This window comes from Pseudomonas frigoris (genome assembly GCF_047758635.1).
Classification (GTDB): Bacteria; Pseudomonadota; Gammaproteobacteria; order Pseudomonadales; family Pseudomonadaceae; genus Aquipseudomonas; species Aquipseudomonas frigoris.
In genome coordinates, this window is sequence record NZ_CP180479.1 from 5338721 (window position 1) to 5357531 (window position 18811).

The 18811-nt window shown below is 59.4% G+C and carries 18 protein-coding genes; 12 read left to right on the plus strand and 6 right to left on the minus strand.

Annotation, left to right across the window (positions count from 1 at the left end; genetic code table 11):
- The first annotated feature begins 290 nt into the window (after nt 1-290).
- From ACMXYH_RS24525 to ACMXYH_RS24535, 3 genes are all read left to right on the plus strand, one after another.
- Nucleotides 291-1649, plus strand: a complete 1359-nt coding sequence (locus ACMXYH_RS24525; RefSeq protein ID WP_415765225.1) for a TolC family outer membrane protein — start codon at nt 291-293, stop codon at nt 1647-1649.
- A 128-nt stretch (nt 1650-1777) separates the two neighbouring features.
- Nucleotides 1778-3937 carry a type I secretion system permease/ATPase gene (locus ACMXYH_RS24530; protein WP_415765226.1) on the plus strand — a complete coding sequence of 720 codons (2160 nt, stop codon included), beginning with the start codon at nt 1778-1780 and terminating at the stop codon, nt 3935-3937.
- 9 nt (nt 3938-3946) lie between these two features.
- Nucleotides 3947-5326 carry an HlyD family type I secretion periplasmic adaptor subunit gene (locus tag ACMXYH_RS24535; RefSeq protein ID WP_415765227.1) on the plus strand — a complete coding sequence of 460 codons (1380 nt, stop codon included), beginning with the start codon at nt 3947-3949 and terminating at the stop codon, nt 5324-5326.
- 138 nt (nt 5327-5464) lie between these two features.
- Here the strand turns inward: ACMXYH_RS24535 and ACMXYH_RS24540 are convergent, their stop codons facing one another.
- Together ACMXYH_RS24540 and ACMXYH_RS24545 are read right to left on the minus strand one after the other, a co-directional pair.
- Nucleotides 5465-6061, minus strand: coding sequence for a tRNA-uridine aminocarboxypropyltransferase (locus ACMXYH_RS24540; RefSeq protein ID WP_134422128.1), 597 nt, complete (start codon nt 6059-6061; stop codon nt 5465-5467).
- 4 nt (nt 6062-6065) lie between these two features.
- Complete coding sequence (locus tag ACMXYH_RS24545; protein ID WP_007945995.1) at nt 6066-6959, minus strand: LysR family transcriptional regulator; 894 nt, start codon at nt 6957-6959, stop codon at nt 6066-6068.
- Nucleotides 6960-7326: 367 nt separating this feature from the next.
- Here ACMXYH_RS24545 and speB point away from each other — a divergent pair, with 367 nt between their 5' ends.
- From speB to ACMXYH_RS24575, 6 genes are all read left to right on the plus strand, one after another.
- Nucleotides 7327-8277, plus strand: a complete 951-nt coding sequence (gene speB, locus ACMXYH_RS24550) for an agmatinase (RefSeq protein ID WP_149630953.1) — start codon at nt 7327-7329, stop codon at nt 8275-8277.
- Nucleotides 8278-8286: 9 nt separating this feature from the next.
- A complete protein-coding gene (locus ACMXYH_RS24555) occupies nt 8287-8694 on the plus strand; it encodes a YybH family protein (RefSeq protein WP_415765228.1) in 408 nt (135 codons plus the stop codon).
- Nucleotides 8695-8748: 54 nt separating this feature from the next.
- Complete coding sequence (locus ACMXYH_RS24560) at nt 8749-10254, plus strand: purine-cytosine permease family protein (protein ID WP_415765229.1); 1506 nt, start codon at nt 8749-8751, stop codon at nt 10252-10254.
- 164 nt (nt 10255-10418) lie between these two features.
- Nucleotides 10419-11798: a sodium:solute symporter gene (locus ACMXYH_RS24565; protein ID WP_415765230.1), complete on the plus strand. Its 1380-nt coding sequence runs from the start codon at nt 10419-10421 to the stop codon at nt 11796-11798.
- Between the two features lie 85 nt (nt 11799-11883).
- On the plus strand, nt 11884-12609 hold the full coding sequence (locus tag ACMXYH_RS24570; protein ID WP_415765231.1) for an MBL fold metallo-hydrolase: 726 nt from the start codon (nt 11884-11886) through the stop codon (nt 12607-12609).
- Nucleotides 12610-12663: 54 nt separating this feature from the next.
- Nucleotides 12664-12915 carry an acyl carrier protein gene (locus ACMXYH_RS24575; RefSeq protein WP_415765232.1) on the plus strand — a complete coding sequence of 84 codons (252 nt, stop codon included), beginning with the start codon at nt 12664-12666 and terminating at the stop codon, nt 12913-12915.
- Between the two features lie 133 nt (nt 12916-13048).
- Here the strand turns inward: ACMXYH_RS24575 and ACMXYH_RS24580 are convergent, their stop codons facing one another.
- Both ACMXYH_RS24580 and ptrR read right to left on the minus strand, forming a co-directional pair.
- The gene (locus ACMXYH_RS24580; RefSeq protein WP_003184145.1) at nt 13049-13177 is read right to left on the minus strand and encodes a PA1414 family protein; all 129 of its coding nucleotides are present in this window, start codon (nt 13175-13177) and stop codon (nt 13049-13051) included.
- Nucleotides 13178-13316: 139 nt separating this feature from the next.
- A complete protein-coding gene (gene ptrR, locus ACMXYH_RS24585; protein WP_415765233.1) occupies nt 13317-14210 on the minus strand; it encodes a putrescine utilization regulator PtrR in 894 nt (297 codons plus the stop codon).
- A 103-nt stretch (nt 14211-14313) separates the two neighbouring features.
- Between ptrR and ACMXYH_RS24590 the strand changes: the two genes are divergently transcribed.
- Nucleotides 14314-15495: an MFS transporter gene (locus ACMXYH_RS24590; protein ID WP_415765234.1), complete on the plus strand. Its 1182-nt coding sequence runs from the start codon at nt 14314-14316 to the stop codon at nt 15493-15495.
- Here ACMXYH_RS24590 and ACMXYH_RS24595 read toward each other — a convergent pair.
- Complete coding sequence (locus ACMXYH_RS24595) at nt 15440-16372, minus strand: DMT family transporter (protein WP_415765235.1); 933 nt, start codon at nt 16370-16372, stop codon at nt 15440-15442. The two genes, ACMXYH_RS24590 and ACMXYH_RS24595, sit on opposite strands and share 56 nt — an antisense overlap.
- 57 nt (nt 16373-16429) lie before the next feature.
- Nucleotides 16430-17266 carry a CvfB family protein gene (locus ACMXYH_RS24600; RefSeq protein ID WP_415765236.1) on the minus strand — a complete coding sequence of 279 codons (837 nt, stop codon included), beginning with the start codon at nt 17264-17266 and terminating at the stop codon, nt 16430-16432.
- Between the two features lie 351 nt (nt 17267-17617).
- Between ACMXYH_RS24600 and ACMXYH_RS24605 the strand changes: the two genes are divergently transcribed.
- Together ACMXYH_RS24605 and ACMXYH_RS24610 are read left to right on the plus strand one after the other, a co-directional pair.
- Nucleotides 17618-17806, plus strand: a complete 189-nt coding sequence (locus ACMXYH_RS24605) for a hypothetical protein (protein WP_017337097.1) — start codon at nt 17618-17620, stop codon at nt 17804-17806.
- A 218-nt stretch (nt 17807-18024) separates the two neighbouring features.
- Nucleotides 18025-18741 carry a TorF family putative porin gene (locus ACMXYH_RS24610; RefSeq protein WP_415765237.1) on the plus strand — a complete coding sequence of 239 codons (717 nt, stop codon included), beginning with the start codon at nt 18025-18027 and terminating at the stop codon, nt 18739-18741.
- Nucleotides 18742-18811 lie beyond the last annotated feature (70 nt).

Here is an 18811-nt window from a genome sequence, read left to right on the forward strand (position 1 = left end):
CCCTCCCCTCCAGCACTTCCCCGCCCTATGTCGATATGTGATTTGGAACTTTCCTCAAGCCCCGCTGAGCGCCCTAACGCTCATAAATCAAGGGCTTTCGGAGTGAACAATGTGCTGGATTTTGCGGAGCGCATAAGTTTTTTTTGGCATAAGCCTTATGAAAAATTCTTCTATGGTTCTCTCCAGAATGTTCTTAGCTCTGTTGTTACAAGCATGAAACGGTTTCACTATAAATATCGTCAAATATTTGGCGACTAATAAGCACCATTAGGAATCAGGGAGAGGCACCCATGCGCGTATTAACCCCCCTCTGCAGCGCAATTCTTCTGGCCATGGCCTGCACTTCTCAGGCTCAAGCCATGTCATTGACGGAGGCAATCCAGAGCACCATCGCGACCCACCCGGAGTTGGCGTCGCGTGTAGACAGCCGCCTCTCTGCCGATGAGCAAGTGAAAGTCGCCAAGGGAGGATTTTATCCTTCGGTTGATCTGAATGCCGCCTACGGGCGCGGGTACAGCGATAACACCAGCACCCGGGCATTAGGCAATCACCACACCGAAATCCTGACCTACACCCAATCGGAATTGCGCCTGCGGCAGATGCTCTTCGATGGCTTCAATACCGCCAACGAAGTCCAGCGCACCAAAGGCGTGGTCAATTCCCGGGCCTATTACGCTCAGGGCACCGCTCAGGATCTGGCCCTGCGCACCATCGAGGTCTACCTCGAAGTGCTCAAGCGCCGCGAACTGGTGACCTTGGCCACGAACAATCTGCAAGCTCACATGCGGGTCAACGATCAGATCGGTCTGCGTACCCAGCGTGGTATCGGCAGCAACGCCGACTCCGACCAGTCCGTCGCTCGCCGGGCACTGGCGCAAAACAACCTCGATACCGCTGAAGTCGATCTGGCGGATGCCGAGTCGAACTTCTACGCCGTCGTGGGGCGTCTGCCCGATGAACTCGAAGCCCCGCCCTCGACTCGCGGCGAACTTCCCGCCACCCTGCAGGAAGCCCAGCAAAGCATGGTGGAAAACAACCCGTACCTGAAATCCGCTCAGGCCGATGTGCAATCGGCCGAGAGCCAGTACGAAGTTGCCAAATCACCGTTCTACCCTCGCTTCGACGCCGAAGCCGCCGTGGGTGCGAACAACAACGTGCAGGGCGATGAAGGCCACGACAACGAATGGCGAGTCGGCGTGGTGATGAACTACAACCTGTTCCGCGGTGGCAGTGACAAGGCTCGCCTGGCCTCCGATGCGCACCAGATCAACCAGGCAATGGACATCCGCAACAATGCCCTGCGCCAACTCAACGAGAACATTCACCTGGCCTGGAACGCCATGGTCAACGCCAAGAAACAAACCCCGACCGCCCGCGAGTACGCGGACACCAGCCGACGCGTGCGCGTGGCGTATCAGGACCAGTTCGGCCTCGGCCAACGCACCCTGCTCGACCTGCTGGACAGTGAAAACGAGCTCTACAACGCCAACCGCCGCTACACCGAAGTGCGCTACACCGAGGAGTTCTCGATGTACCGCGTGTTGGCGAACATGGGTCAGTTGCTGAGCAAACAACGGGTGGTGTTGCCCGCCGATGCGATCGCCTCCACGGAAGTAAAAAACGAAGCCCGTTTGCCTGAACTGAGGTAACCCGGTAGGAGCTGCCGAAGGCTGCGATCTTTTGATCTTGATGTTTAAAAGCAAAGTCAAAAGATCGCAGCCTTCGGCAGCTCCTACAGGGATATGTGTCGATACCTATGCCAACTGGAGCGATCAATGTGACCAGCATGGAACCCGGTAACATCAGTGTCGATCCGCGCCTGAGCTTCGATGACCCGCTTCTGGACGGTCTGTTGATCCTCTGCAGACTTCACGGCGCGACGGTCAGCCGCGCCAGCCTGAGTGCCGGGCTCCCCCTGAACAAGCAACGCTTGAGCCTGGACCTGCTGCCTCGCGCAGCGGCCCGGGCCAGTTTGCAGGCGCGATTGCTGCGTCGTGAACTGGCGGATATTTACGCCCTCAACCTGCCTGTGATGCTGATCCTCAACAACGGCCGTACTGCCGTTCTACGACGCTTCGGCGATGACGGGCAGTTGCTGATTTTGCCGAGCGAATCCGACGGCGGTGAACAATGGGTCAGCACGGACGAACTGGCCGAGAATTACAGCGGCCAGGCCTTGTTCGCGCGGCCACGGCATGAACTCGAAGACTTGCGTTCGCCGCTGGTGCCACGGGTTGAGGCGTGGTTTCGCGACACGTTGAAGCTGTCGAAATGGCTGTACAGCGATGCGATTCTGGCGAGTTTCTTGATCAACCTGCTGGGGATGATGGTGCCGCTGTTCGTGATGCAGACCTACGATCGGGTGGTGCCGAACCAGGCCACGTCGACGCTGTGGGTGCTGTCCATCGGCTTGCTGATCGGCACCGGTTTCGAACTGGTGTTGCGGGTGGTCCGCGCGCACCTGCTGGACACCGCCGGGAAGAAAACCGACGTGATCCTTTCGGCCACGTTGTTCGAACGCATCACCGGCATGGCGATGAAAGCGCGACCGGCGACCATTGGTGGTTTCGCCCAAAGCATTCACGACTTCCAGGGCCTGCGGGAATTCCTCACCGCCGTGACGCTGACGAGCCTGATCGACCTGCCCTTTGCCGTGCTGATGCTGGTGGTGATCGGCCTGCTCGGTGGCTGGCTGGTGGTGATTCCGTTACTGGCGTTTCCGATCACGATCATCTTCGCAATGGTGATCCAGGTGCGCCTGCGCGACACCGTACAGAAAAGCCTGACCCTGGGCGCCGAACGCCAGGCGCTGCTGATCGAAACCCTCGGCGGCCTGGAAACCCTCAAGGCCTGCAGCGCCGAAAGCGAACGCCAGCACAAATGGGAAAGCACCCACGGCGCCCTCACCCGCCTCGACAGCCATGCGCGCAACCTCTCGGCACTGGCCACCAACGGCACGCTGTTCATCCAGCAATTCTCCGGCATGGCGACCATCGTCGCCGGGGTCTACAGCATCATCGCCGGCAACCTCAGCGTGGGCGCGCTGGTGGCGACCTACATGCTCGGCAGCCGGGTGCTCGCGCCGCTGGGGCAGATTGCCGGTTTGATCACCCGCTACCAGCAAGCGCAACTGACCATGAAAAGCACCGATGCGCTGATGTCTTTGCCGCAGGAACGCGACGCCAAACAACGGCCGCTGGAACGCACGCAACTGCAAGGCGCGATAGACGTCAGTAGCGTGACGTTCCACTACAACGGCCAGAACGCTCCGGCCCTGGCCAACATCAGCTTCAGCGTGAAACCCGGCGAGCGGATCGGCATCATCGGCCGCAGCGGCTCGGGCAAAAGTACGTTGGCGCGGCTGGTGATGGGTTTCTACGCACCGGAAGAAGGCCAACTGCTGCTCGATGGCCTCGACCTGCGGCAACTGGACGTCGCCGACCTGCGCCAGCAAATCGGTTACGTCGCCCATGACCTGCCACTGTTGGCCGGCAGCCTGCGCGACAACCTGACCCTCGGCGCCCGCTACATCAGCGATTCACGGATGCTCGAAGTCGCCGAACTGACCGGCGTCACCGAGCTGGCCCGTCAACATCCGCAAGGTTTCGACCGCCCAGTGGGTGAACGCGGACAACTGCTGTCCGGCGGGCAACGTCAGGCGGTGTTGCTGGCCCGCGCCTTGTTGCTGGATCCGCCGATCATGTTGCTCGACGAACCCACCAGCGCCATGGACAACAGCAGCGAAGACGTTCTGCGGCAAAAACTCCACCGCTGGGTCCAGGGCAAAACCCTGCTGCTGGTGACCCACCGCACCTCGATGCTCAGCCTGGTGGATCGCCTAGTGGTGCTGGACAACGGGCGGATCGTCGCCGACGGTCCGAAAGAAGTGGTCATCGATGCACTGCGCAAGGGCCGTGTCGGCTCTGCGGCTGTCTAGGAGCTAGCCATGGCCCGTTCATCATCCGACGCGTCGCGCTCTAATTCGAAGCCACGCGGATACTTTGGCAGTTTCAGCAAAAGCGCCGAAAGCGAATTCATGCCGGAAACCGCCGGCGCCTCGTTACAGGATTCCCCACGCTGGTCGCGGATCACCGTATGGCTGGCGGCTGCGCTGATTATCACCGCGGTGGTCTGGGCCAAGTTTGCGGTGCTGCAGGAAGTGACCATGGGCGAAGGCAAGGCGATTCCGTCGAGCAAGGTTCAAGTGATCCAGAACCTGGAGGGCGGCATCGTCACTGAGATCTTCGTTCGCGAAGGGCAAATGGTGAACAAGGGCGACACCTTGCTGCGCCTCGATGACACTCGATTCCTATCGAACAAGGGCGAAAGCGAAGCGGATCGTTATGCGTTGATCGCGCAGGTCGAACGGCTGTCGGCAGAAGCGGAAGGCAGGCCATTCAAGCTGTCCCCGGAAGTGATCGCCAAGGCGCCGCAAGTGGCTGAGGACGAACGCTCGCTGTACGAGCAACGGCAACGTCGACTGGCCAGCGAACAGCGCACCCTGAGTGAACAACTTCGGCAAAAAACCCAGGAACTGGCGGAGTTCCGCTCCAAACAGGGCCAATTCAGTTCAAGCCTGGCATTACTGCAACAAGAGATGAACATGTCCGCCCCGCTGGTAGGCACCGGGGCGGTTTCGCCGGTGGAAATCTTGCGACTCAAACGCAGCGCGGTGGAGATTCGCGGCTCATTGAATGCCACGACCCTGGCGATTCCCCGTGCGGAATCGGCGATCAATGAGATCAAAAGCAAGATTGATGAGTCCGAACAATCCTTCCGCTCCGACGCGGCGAAAGAGCTGAATGAAAAACGCACCGACCTGTCGAAGATCACGGCATCGAGCATTGCTATCGATGACCGCGTAACCCGCACCACGGTGGTGTCGCCGGTTCACGGGATTATCAAAGTGTTGAAGGTCAACACCATCGGCGGCGTGGTCCAGCCGGGCAGCGACATGGTGGAAATTGTGCCGCTGGAAGACAACTTGCTGATCGAAGCCAAAGTCCGGCCGCAGGACGTGGCGTTTCTGCACCCGGGGCAGAAAGCGATGGTCAAGTTCAGTGCTTATGACTACACGATTTATGGAGGGTTGAGTGCGAAGCTGGAGTTGATTGGGGCGGACACGATTACGGATGACAAGGGCAACAGCTTCTACCTGATTCAGGTGAGGACGGATAAGAATCACTTGGGCGGGGATGTGAAACCGTTGCTGATCATTCCGGGGATGGTGGCGACGGTGGATATCATCACCGGGGAGAAAAGTGTGCTGGATTACTTGCTCAAACCGGTGCTTAAAGCCCGGACCGAGGCGATGCGCGAACGTTAGTCTCTGGCTGGGATTTTCTGTGATTGTTCTACCGTCTTCGCGAGCAAGCCCGCTCCCACATTCGACCGAGTTCCTCAGGAGAAATGCGATCAAATGTGGGAGCGGGCTTGCTCGCGAAGAGGCCCTGAATCACAACGACTATTTCGGCCCATGATTACGCTGAAAAACCGCCTCCCCCATCGCCGCAATTTGCCCCTCGATCAAGGCTTCGAACGGCCGTAGCAACGGCTCAAAAGTGGTCGGCGCTTCGAGGGTCTGCAACGCCTGAACAATCGCCTCCACCGTCGACAACGCGCCCGGCCCCGGAGCCTTGCGCAATCGATATCTCGACACCCCGCCCTGCGCCAACGTCACCCTCGGCAACGCTGCCAGCAGCGGGTTGAGGTGCAGCATCTTGCGCGCCTTGCGCCAGGTGCCGTCCGGGACGACCAGCAATAATGGTTGATCAGTTGCCGTGTAAGCCTGCAACGGCTGCGCATCATCGGCAGGAAACAGCAGCCGCGCCTGATAACCCGGCTGATTCAACAATGCCGGCAAATCTTCGAACACCTCGCCCACAATCAACTCGGCATTCTGCAACCCCAACGCCGCCAAACGTGCGGTGTTCAGCGCATGGTTCACTTCGCTGGGATGTTGCAGCAGCAACACCCGGGTGCGGCTGTCGAGGTTCGGAATCAGTGGGCACAGACAATGGGTTTGTGGGCGCAGGCAGCGCGGACATTGGATTCTGGACATTTTTTCAAGCCTGATTCAGTTGTGCTTTAAGCAAATCGCGAAAGGTCTGGATCAGCGGCTCGCGGCTGCGGCCACGACGCACGATCATCGAGAACGGCGCCTGATAGCCGAAGGTCGCCGGCAGCAGCACCCGCAAATCGCCCTTGTCAGCCCAAGCCTGGGCGTAGTGCTCCGGCAGGTAACCGATGTAGGCACCAGACAGCACTAGAATCAGCTGCGCCTCCATACTTTCCACCGTCGCCGCGCTGTGTTTGAAACCGTGGCGTGCCAGTTCCGCCTGGCTCCAGTAGCCGCGGCCAACCATGCGCTGCTGAGTGATGACTTGCTCGGGAATGCGCCGCTCGGTGAACAGTGGATGACGACTGCTGCAATACAACCAGTGTTGTTCGCGGTACAGCGGCATGTAGACCAGACCGCTCATGCGCGTGGAGAACGCGCCGATGGCCAGGTCGAGACGGTTATCCTGCACGCCGAGTTGCAGTTCGTAAGGGCTCATCACCGAGAGGTGCAAATGCACGGCCGGGTGTTCCTGGCTGTAAGCGCCAATGGCTTCGGCGAAGGGCAAGGCCTTGTCGCTGACAGTGGAGTCGATGACACCGAGGTTCAAGGTGCCGCGCAGTTCGCCCTTGAGCGCCGCGGCGTATTGCTCGAAGCCTTCGAGTTCGCCGAGCAGACGCAAGGTTTCCTGATGGAACAGTTCGCCTTTGCTGGTCAGGCTGAAACCACCCCGGCCGCGATGGCAGAGGACCAGGCCGAGGGCGGCTTCGAGCTGGCTCATGTAAGTGCTGATGGCCGAGGTCGAGAGGTTGAGCTCTTGCTGGGCGTTGGCAAACCCCTGATGGCGAACCACGCTGACGAAGATGCGCAAAAGTTTCAGGTCGGGTAAAGCGTTGGCCATCAGACACTCCAATTACAACGAAACACGCAATACTTTTGAGAGACACGGATCACTGTGGGAGCGAGCTTGCTCGCGATGAGGGCCGCACAGTCAACATCGATATTGACTGACCCACCGCTATCGCGAGCAAGCTCGCTCCCACATGGGTTGCAGTGTTCAATACCCGACTGCCAGGCATCAAGGAACTCGCGCATGGCATCAAGTCTATCGTCGTCGTCTCCATTAGTTTAGAAAAATCTGAACTAAGTATTTGCCCGTAGCGATTCTTCCCGGCCACTACATTTCGCAGAATCGGCCCACAGCGGTGCCCGTGTCTCTCCGACCGGTCAACCGACATAAATAAAACAACGACGATGAGGCCCTACCCGTGGACAAGACTCTTCACCAACCACTGGGCGGCAATGAAATGCCGCGCTTCGGCGGCATCGCCACCATGATGCGACTCCCCCATTTGCCAACCGCTGCCGGTCTGGATGCTGCCTTCGTTGGCGTCCCGCTGGACATCGGCACCTCGCTGCGCCCCGGCACCCGTTTCGGACCTCGCGAAATCCGCGCTGAATCGGTAATGATCCGCCCGTACAACATGGCCACCGGCGCTGCCCCGTTCGACTCGCTGTCGGTTGCCGACATCGGTGACGTGGCGATCAACACGTTCAACCTGCTGGACGCGGTACGGATCATCGAAGAGTCCTACCACAAAATCCTCGAACACAATGTGATCCCCCTGACCCTCGGCGGCGACCACACCATCACCCTGCCAATCCTGCGTGCGATCCATAAGAAGCACGGCAAGGTCGGCCTGGTGCACATCGACGCTCACGCCGATGTGAACGACCACATGTTCGGCGAGAAAATCGCCCACGGCACCACCTTCCGTCGCGCTGTCGAAGAAGGCCTTCTGGATCCGGACCGCGTGGTGCAAATCGGCCTGCGCGCTCAGGGCTACACCGCTGACGACTTCAACTGGAGCCGCAACCAGGGTTTCCGTGTGGTTCAGGCCGAAGAGTGCTGGCACAAATCCCTGGCACCGCTAATGGCCGAAGTTCGCGAGAAAGTTGGCGGCGGTCCGGTGTACCTGAGTTTCGACATCGACGGTATCGATCCAGCGTGGGCGCCAGGTACCGGCACCCCGGAAATCGGTGGTCTGACGACCATTCAGGCGATTGAAATCGTTCGCGGCTGCCAAGGCCTCGACCTGGTCGGTTGCGATCTGGTAGAAGTCTCGCCCGCTTACGACACCACCGGCAACACCTCGCTGCTGGCCGCCAACCTGCTGTACGAAATGCTCTGCGTACTGCCTGGCGTAGTCCACCGCTGAGGATTGGTCGTGAACGAACGTGATCAGGTACTCCAGGCCGCTGCCGATCTGGTAGCCGCCTTCGCCCGTAATGATCGCGAAGCCTATTTCGGTGCGTTCAGCACCGACGCCAGCTTCGTGTTCTACACCCTCGAACAGCCCCTGCTGTCGCGCGATGCCTATCAGGCGTTGTGGGACACCTGGCGCTCGGAGGATGGCTTCGAGGTGCTTTCGTGCACCTCGAGCAACGCTTTCGTCAGCCTGCAGGGCGACGTGGCGATTTTCATCCATGACGTGGCCACCGAGCTGCGCATGCAAGGGGAGCAACACTTCAGCCAGGAGCGCGAGACGATTGTGTTTCGCCGACAACAACAAGGCCTATGGCTGGCCTGCCACGAACATTTGTCCGCGACGCCGGAAGGGCTGCCAACCCCTTAGCCAAACAGGTGACGCTCGCACACGATGAGCGCGCCTTTATGATCGGAGCTGATCATGAATAACAACAAAGACCAAAGCCTTACGCACATCGAAACCTACGGGGTCGAACAGATCCCGGACAGTGAACGCACCGCAGGCCCGACGGATTTGTTCCGGATGATCTTTGGGGGTTCCAACACCTTTGCCACCGCCGTGCTCGGTAGTTTCCCGGTACTGTTCGGCTTGTCTTTCCAGGCGGGCGTCTGGGCGATTGTGCTCGGTGTGTTGCTGGGCTCGCTGATCCTTGCGCCAATGGGCCTGTTCGGGCCTATCAATGGCACCAACAACGCCGTGTCTTCCGGTGCGCACTTTGGTGTGCACGGGCGCATTGTCGGTTCGTTTCTGTCGCTGTTGACCGCCATCGCCTTCTTCTCGCTTTCGGTGTGGAGTTCGGGTGATGCGCTGATCGGTGGCGCCAAACGCCTGATCGGACTTCCGGAAACCGACCTGACCCTGGGCCTGGCCTACGGTCTGTTCGCGATCCTGGTGCTGACCGTTTGCATCTACGGCTTCCGCTTCCTGCTGTGGGTCAACAAGATCGCGGTGTGGAGCGCCAGTCTGTTGTTCCTGCTGGGCATCTTCGCCTTCGTCGGTCCGTTCGATGTGAACTACGCCGGCACCGTCAGCATGGGTCAACCGGGTTTCTGGGCCGCCTTCATCGGCGCGGCGCTGGTGGCGATGAGCAACCCGATTTCCTTCGGCGCGTTCCTCGGTGACTGGTCGCGTTACATCCCGCGTGACACCTCCAAGCGTCGGATCATGGCGGCGGTGGTGATCTCGCAGATCGCGACCTTCATCCCGTTCCTGTTCGGCCTCGCCACTGCCACCATCGTAGCGATCAAGGCGCCGGACTACATCGCCGCCAACAACTACGTCGGCGGCCTGCTGGCCGTTTCGCCGAGCTGGTTCTTCCTGCCGGTGTGCCTGATCGCGGTGATCGGCGGCATGTCCACCGGCACCACTTCGCTCTATGGCACCGGGCTGGACATGTCCAGCGTGTTCCCTCGTGTGCTGTCGCGGGTCAAGGCAACGTTGCTGATCGGCGTGATGTCGATTGCCTTCATCTTCATCGGCCGCTTTGCAGCGAATCTGGTGCAGAGCGTGTCGACCTTCGCCGTGCTGATCATCACCTGCACCACACCGTGGATGGTGATCATGATCATCGGCCTGCTGGTGCGCCGCGGCTTCTACTGCCCGGATGACCTGCAAGTGTTCACCCGCGGCGAGAAAGGTGGCCGCTACTGGTTCACGCATGGCTGGAACTGGCGTGGGCTGGGGGCCTGGATCCCGAGCGCTGCGGTGGGCTTGTGCTTTGTGAACCTGCCTGGGCAGTTCGTGGGTCCGCTCGGTGAACTGGCCGGCGGCATCGACATCAGCTTGCCGGTCACCCTTGGCCTGGCGTCGCTGGTGTACCTGGCGCTGTTGAGCCTGTTCCCGGAATCGGCCGCGGTGTTCGGTCCAAACGATGCACGCAGCAAGGGTGTCATCGCCCCTGAGGTGGATTTGCGCCAAGCAGCCTGACACCAAGAAACCTGTGGGAGCGAGCTTGCTCGCGATAGCGATCGATCAGCCACATCACTCTTGAATGTGCCGCCGTCATCGCGAGCAAGCTCGCTCCCACAAAGAGCTACACCACTGAATCATCTTTGTTCCAACATAAAAAAGACAATCGGAGACACGCCATCATGGCTTTGGATTTATTCGTCGTACTCATCTACGCCGCCGCGATGCTGATACTCGGCTACTACGGCATGCGCAAGGCCAAGACCAACGAAGACTTTTTGGTCGCCGGTCGTAACCTCGGCCCGAGCCTGTACATGGGCACCATGGCCGCCACCGTTCTGGGCGGCGCGTCCACCGTCGGCACCGTGCGCCTGGGCTACGTCCATGGCATCTCCGGTTTCTGGCTCTGTGCGGCCCTCGGTTGCGGGATCGTGGCACTGAACCTGTTCCTCGCCAAACCGCTGCTGAAACTGAAGATCTACACCGTTACCCAGGTATTGGAAAAACGCTACAACCCGATGGCCCGCTCCGCGAGCGCGGTGATCATGCTGGCGTATGCGCTGATGATCGGCGTGGTCTCGATCCTGGCCATTGGCACCGTGCTGCAAGTGCTGTTCGACCTGCCGTTCTGGCTGTCGGTATTGGTCGGCGGTGGCGTGGTGGTGATTTACTCGGCGATCGGCGGCATGTGGTCCCTGACCCTGACCGACATCGTCCAGTTCGTGATCAAGACCGTGGGCCTGATGTTCATCCTGTTGCCAATCTGCCTGTACCGCGTCGGCGGCTGGGATGAGTTGGTGTTGAAACTGCCGGCCACCGCCTTCAGCTTCACCACGATTGGCTGGGACACCATCATCACCTACTTCATGATCTACTTCTTCGGGATCCTGATCGGTCAGGACATCTGGCAGCGTGTGTTCACCGTCAAGAGCGCCAAAGTGGCTCAGGTCGCCGGTACATTCGCAGGCTTCTACTGCATCCTTTACGGACTGGCCTGTGCCCTGATCGGCATGGCCGCACATGTGCTGATCCCGGACCTGGACAACGTCAACAACGCCTTCGCCGCCATCGTAAAACTGTCCCTGCCGGACGGTATCCGTGGTCTGGTGATCGCCGCTGCCCTGGCCGCCATGATGTCCACCGCCAGCGCCGGCCTGCTCGCCGCCGCCACCACCCTCACCGAAGACCTGCTGCCGAAACTGCGCGGCGGCAAACAGTCGACTCTGGGCATCAACCGCCTGTTCACCCTGTTGACCGGCATCGTTGTACTCGGCATCGCTCTGGTCGTGAATGACGTGATCAGCGCCCTGACCCTGGCGTACAACCTGCTGGTGGGCGGCATGCTGATCCCGCTGATCGGTGCGATTTTCTGGAAACGCGCAACCACCGCCGGCGCTATCGCCAGCATGGGCGTGGGCTTCGCCACGGCGCTGGTGTTCATGTTCAAGGATGGTCTGGATGCCAACACCCCGATCTACTACAGCCTCGGTGTTGGTCTGGTGAGCTTCGTGCTGGTCAGTTTGCTGTCCCCTCGTCCGGCAGCAGTGGCCAGCCCTGCCTAAGCTGAACATAACGACTTGATGCTTTCTTCGACGGGTGTGGCGTCGGTTGCCACACCCGTTTTTTTTCGTCTGGAGAAAATCGTTTATGAAGATCGTCAGCCGCGATCAATGGTTCGAGGTGAAACAGCTCAGTGACGGCATTCGCCTGATTCACGAGCCTTACATCCGCCCCTTCTGTCGCTGCAACCTCTGGCACATCCAGGGTCGCGACAAGGACTTGCTGCTGGACAGCGGTTCCGGGCTGGTCAGCCTGCGCGAGCAACTGCCGTGGATCACCGAACGGCCGCTGGTAGCCGTGGCCAGTCATTGCCATTTCGACCACATCGCCGGGCATCACGAATTTCCTGAACGGCTGGTGCATCCGGCTGAAGCGCAGATCCTCGCGTCACCGGACGGCGAGAACACACTGAGTACAGCGTTTGTCGGCGACGAGATGTTCGAAGCGCATCCCGACTGCCCGTTGTGCTACGCCGAATACCGGGTCAAAGCTGCTCCAGCCACCGGCCTGATCGAAGAAGGCGACGTGCTGGATCTGGGCAACCGCACGCTGCAAGTGCTGCATACGCCGGGGCATTCACCGGGCGGCATCAGCCTGTACGAAGCGGCGACCGAGACGCTGTTCAGCGGCGACATCATCTACGACGGGCCGCTGATCGAAGACGCCTACCATTCCAACCTCGACGACTACGCCCGCAGCCTGAAGCGCTTGCGCGAGTTACCGATCCGCACGGTGCATGGCGGGCATTTCGGGAGTTTTTCCGGGGAACATTTGCGCACGATGATTGACGAGTGGCAGCGCTTGCACGCCTGAAGCCTGCTGTACTCAGCCCAGGGATAACAACAATAACGCCCTCGAAGAACCACCATGAAAAGAGCTGCCGTTCGTGCTGTCGTGCATCGTTTCATCAGCCGCCTGCTGGAGGGTCATGATGACTTCGACGACAACGCGAGCCTGGCGCAATTGGGATTGGATAAAGAAGATATCGAAGAGCTGATCTTCCATCTGGAAGATGAGCTGGGTTTGACGGCATTTACGGCAGAGGAAGATCAGATACTCAAGACCGCCAGGACGGCGAATGACTTGAGCCGGTTTTTGATGGAGATCGGGCGGCATTGACCTGTAGAGCGCCAAGATCGTCCGAACGCGGCCCGAGCCTTCGGCAGCTCCTACAGGTATATGGACAATCGCAGCATTCGCACTGCTCCCTGTAGGAGCTGCCGAAGGCTGCGATCTTTTAGGCCTTGACGCGTTACCTGCGACGCGGCTGGCGTCGGCGTTGTTCGTCGTCAGTGCGAATAGGCACAGGTTGCAGAGGCGGTTCGATCAAACCGAGTGCAACACCCAGGTCGTGCAGCCAGTTTTGGATTTTCTCTTTCATGGTGCCCCCTTCAGGGTAGTGCCGAGTGGCCAAAATTCTGTAGCCACTTCGCACTGATAATAGTCCGAAGTCCTACGCAATGCTCGCCCAAAGTCGCAATGATCTGTTACTGAATTGATCAAAATACCTGACCGATAGTTCAAGCTATCGCCCGAGCCTGACTCGGCGCCGAGGGATAGACCAATTGTTGCTGCTCAAGCCAGGCGTTCAGGTTCGCCCCGACCATGCCTTTGCGCCACATCAGCCACGTGGTGGCACTGGCAAATGGCTCGGCCAACGGATGCACCGCCACGCTTTCGCGGCCCGGCAGGCTGGCGAGCATCGACTCCGACATCAGCGCCACGCCTGAGCCGGCGATCACGCAGGCAAGCATCCCCGGATAAGACTCGATTTCCATCGCCCGGCCCATGGCCGCGTGGTAATGGGAGAACCAGGCTTCCAGGCGCATGCGGTAGGAGCAACCTTGCCGAAAGGTGAACACCGAGCGCCCTTCCACATCCAGCGCGCTGAGGATCGGCGGATGATCGGCCTCGCTGATCAGCACCAGCCGTTCGTCGCACAACGGCACGCCGTCGAGCCCGGCCAGTTCCAGCGGACCGTCCACCAACGCCGCATCGAGACGACCGGTGAGCAAACCTTCAAGCAACTCACCGCTTGGCCCGGACTGCACTTGCAGGTTCACCGCCGGGTAAGTGCGGTGATAACGCGCCAACAACCCCGGCAGATGAATCGCCGCCGTGCTGTACATCGTGCCGAGTACGAAGTCCCCGGCCGGTTGCCCGCCCTGCACCGCCGCTTGAGCTTCGTCGCGCAGATTGAACAACTTGGCGGTGTAGTCCAGCAGGACTTTTCCCGCAGGCGACAACTGCAAACGCTGACGTTCACGCACGAAAAGTTCTACGCCGAGTTGCTCTTCCAGTTGTTTGAGCCGGGTCGACAGGTTCGACGGCACCCGGTGCAGGCGTTCAGCCGCCCGAGTGATCGAGCCTTCCTGCGCCACAGCCTGGAAAATCCGCAATTGGCTGAATTCCACGCCATTCTCCAAATCAGAACAAGTTACTCACTATTATTCATTTTAAAAGAAAGTCAATCAGTCCTAGCCTGACGGTCATTGATCCTCTGCTGGAATTCAGACTATGTCTCCACTGATTCGCTTACTCGCCAGTTTCATCGCCCTGATGATGGCCATGGGCATCGGGCGTTTCGCCCTCACGCCTCAGTTGCCGCACCTGCTCAGCGAAGGTCAGATCGACCTGACCGCCGCCGGTCTGATTGCTGCGGCCAACTACCTCGGCTACTTCGTTGGCGCGGTGGACGCGATGTTCTATCGCCGTCCCGATCAAGTTCGGCGGCGGCTGCTGGGTGGTTTGTGGCTCTGTGTACTGCTGACCCTGGCATCGTTCTGGGCCAATGGATTTTGGTCCCATCTGGTGCTGCGGTTCGGCACCGGTGTGGCCAGTGCTTGGGTGCTGGTGATGATCACCGCGTTGAGCCAGCCACTGGCCGCGGCAGCCGGTCGTCCACGACTCGGCGCACTGGTATTTGCCGGACCGGGCCTGGGGATTTTTCTGACGGGTTTGTTGGCCTTGGGGTCGAACCTGCTGGGGCAGACGTCTGCAGCCTTGTGGCTGGTGTATGCCGGTGTCGGGCTGGCAATGCTGCTGGGGATTCTGCCGTTCCTGCCACAACCGGCCACGACCGTGGCCTCCGTCCCCAGCGTCGCTGGCTCGGGAAATCATGACATCGGCCGTTTAGGCGTCGTCTATGGGCTGTACGGTTTGGGCTACATCATTCCGGCCACTTTCCTCTCGCAAATGGCCAACGCGCAGTTCCATGGCCAATGGCAGGCCGATCTGTTCTGGCCTTGCTTCGGTCTTGCTTCGGCCATCGGGGTGGTGCTGGTGAGTCTGCGTCGACAACACCCGTATGGCACTCGTTATTGGCTGATGGCGACGTTGTGGCTGCAAGCCGCCGGGGTCTTCGCCTGCTTGTTGGGCAGCGGTCCAGGCCTGGTCTTGGGCGTCATCCTCTGCGGTACGCCGTTCCTGGCCTGCATGCAATTGGTGATGCAACGCTCCCGGGAGCTGGCGCCCCACGCCACCCAGCGCAACGCCGGGCTGCTGACGGCGTGCTTTGCCGTGGGTCAGCTCAGCGGGCCGTTGCTGGCGGCGTTGAGCAGCCACTTCAGCGGTGGTCTGCAGCCCGCGCTGGTTTTCGCCGCCACCGGTTTGATTGTCGCCGGCGGTCTGTTACTGCGTCCGGTCAGTTCTGCCCAAGGGCTTTGCGCAAGCGACGGCGCACCCACTGCTCAGCGCTGACAAACGTGATGCCCAACAACACCAGCACCGCGCCGACAACGAAGTTGAAGCTCAGCTCTTCGCCCAGCAGCACCACGCCGAACGTGACGCCGAATAGCGGCGTCATGAACGAAAACACGGCCAGGTTCGCCGCCAGATAACGGCGCAACAGCCAGAACCAGGTCAGGTAACTGAAGAACGACACCACCAATCCCTGGAACAACACACTGGCCACCGCCACGGTGGTCAGGCTGACGTGGGTGACCTGGCCGCTGAGGATCGCGATCAGCAACAGGCCAACGAAACCGACGATCAATTGATAGAACAGCGTCAGCGTCACCGGCGCTTCCGACAGGCGCGAAGCGCGCACCACCACTGTGGTTGCCCCCCATGACGCGCCAGCCAGTACGCCCAGCGCATCGCCCATCAACATGCGGTGATCGAGGTTGTCCCAGGACACTCCACCGGCAAAGGCGATGGCGATCCCGACGAAGGCGAGGAAAATACCCAGCCACTGGACCGGCCTTAAACGCTCACTCGGCAACAGCCAATGAACGCCCAATGCGGTGAAGATCGGCGCGGTGTAAAGGAATACCGACATGTGCGCAGCCGTGGTCAGTTGCAGGCCTTCGGAAATGAAGAAGAACTCCAGGCCAAAGAGCGCGCCCGCCAGTAATCCACCGCGCCAGGTGTTGCCCACTTGATCCCAGCCGCCCTTCCAGCAGATCAACATTCCTACGAGCAACGCGGAAATACCCGAGCGCCCAGCGGCCTGCATGACCGGCGCGATGTCTGGCGCCGCCCACTTGATCATCACTTGCTGAATACCCCAGATCAGGCACAACCCGATCATCACTTGCAGGGCAAACCCATCGGCGCTGCGCCGGGTGGCGCTCACCGGAACACCTCGACAACACAAAACATGGCAGTACTCGCAACAGGGGCCGGCGCGAGATCAGCTCAGTTCAATGCGATCGGCATGAATGACGATCTGGCCGTTCTTGTACAACGCACCAATGGCCTTTTTGAAGTTACCTTTGCTCACGCCAAACATACTGCTGATCACCGTCGGGTCGCTCTTGTCGCTGACCGGCAGGCTGCCATTGTTGTCGCGCAACTTGGCGAGAATCTTCGAGTTCAGACTGGTGGCGGCTTCTTCGCCCACCGGTTGCAGGCTCAGGCTGATCTTGCCGTCGGCACGGACTTCTTTGATAAAGCCCCTCTCTTCTTTACCGGCGCGCATGAACTTGAAGATTTCGTTCTTGTGGATCAGACCCCAGTGCTTGTTGTTGATGATCGCCTTGAAGCCCATATCGGTGGCTTCGGCAACCAACAAATCAACTTCCTGGCCAGGGGTGTAGTTGGCCGGGGTCTTGTCGAGGTAGCGGTCCAGACGCGCCGTCGCGGTGATGCGGCGGGTGTGCTTGTCGAGGTAGACATGCACCACGACATATTCGCCGGCGGTCATCTGACGCTTTTCTTCGGAGTACGGCAGCAACAGATCCTTCGGCAAACCCCAATCCAGGAAAACACCGATGCTGTTGACTTCAACGACTTTTAAACTGGCGAATTCACCGACCTGAACTTTCGGCTTTTCGGTAGTTGCGATGAGTTTGTCATCGCTGTCCAAATAAATAAAAACGTTGAGCCAATCTTCATCTTCGCTGGGAATATCTTTGGGAATATAACGATTGGGCAGGAGGATTTCGCCATCCGCGCCACCGTCCAGATATAAACCGAAATTAGTGTGTTTAACCACTTGCAAACTGTTGTAGCGCCCGACTAAAGCCATTTCCAATACCCTCATTGCGTGGGCGGCATTCTACCCGGTTTTGCGGGCCGCGTTCGCTGGCCAGCCCGGTGGCGCAAGAAAATCCTCTGAAGGGCTTAATTTTCCTGGGTTTTACCGCACCCGCCTGGCCGCTCGTCAGGCCGTTCTGGCGATTTGCGCATCTGTGCGCCCAGCAGAAAACTGTATTTTTTCACGATCGTTCTTAGTTAAAACAGCAGCTTAGAGGCCTATTAAGAATAATAACTTGTGATTAATTCTTCATCTGCCCCGTGTATTTCGGGGGGATATTTACCAAGCAATTGTCAAGTATTTCCTGTACGATGCCTGGCCAAGTTAATTTTCTATAGGTTAATGGCCGCCATGCGTGTAAAAGCATCCAACAGCAAAGCAAAGCCAGCTCCAGCCGTTGAAACCAGCGAATCGATCAACAACCAGATTGCTGCGTTCCTCAAGTCCGGCGGCGAGATCCAGCAAATTGCCAAAGGCGTCAGCGGCCAGACGTTCGGCCCGTCCAAGCAGATCACTCTGGGCAAGAAGTAACTTCCCCAAGATCCGCCGCGTCACCTGGTCCCTAAGCGCTTTGAGCTTCGAAGCGCTTGGACTGGAACCTCCTCGCAACACCCCGCCAAACACATCAATATTTCAAAAATAGACGAACGGCCCTCGATGCCGAGCATTCGCCGGTATGCTTGCACACGTCTAGATCAAGCGTTTCAGTAGGTTTTTAGTGCCTGCACCTCGCTGTCATGGAGTGACGCATGCTCAAACCCTCCTATCTATTGCTCGGCACCCTGCTGTCGTGCTCGATCGCCAATGCGCAAACCTTTCAGCGTGAACTGGGCGACTTCGATCTCAAACTCGGCACCACCCCCAGCCGCAGCATGGCCCAAGGGCTGGTCAAACCTTCCAGCACCGGCTCGTTCCACGGTGGTCTCGACCTGAGTCACGACAGCGGTTTTTACGTGGGCCAATGGGCACCGAGCATGGGTTTAACGCCAGGGGCCAACCTTGAAGTCGATTCCTACATGGGGTTCAAACAGCCTTTCGACAATACCCTCGGGTACGAAGTCGGCATGATCCGATACAGCTATCCGAAAGTGGACACCCTCGACAGCCAGGAGCTTTTCGGTGGCCTGACCTTTCTGGGCAGCCGTTTCGGCGCAGCGTTCAGCAACGACCCAGACAAACAGAACAGCACCGTGTTCGCCGACCTGGGCGGCAATCAGCCGTTCGGCATCGGGATCAGCATGAAATACACCACCCACCAGCTCAACACGCCGGTGTCCGTCGACGGTGGGTATGTAGGCAGTTTCACCGACTGGTCCGTGCAACTTTCCCGCCCGTTCATGGGCGTCGATCTGGACCTGATCTACAGTGACTCTAGCCTGAGCGGCAACAGCTGCTCCATCTATTCCGGGCACAACAGCCAATGCGACGGGCTACTCACCCTCAAGGCCGAACGCGCCTTTTATTGATCGGCTGAACTGCGAGGCTCATCCTGCGTTCACATAAAGAAGCCCATTAAAAAACCAGGCCTTCGCAAAG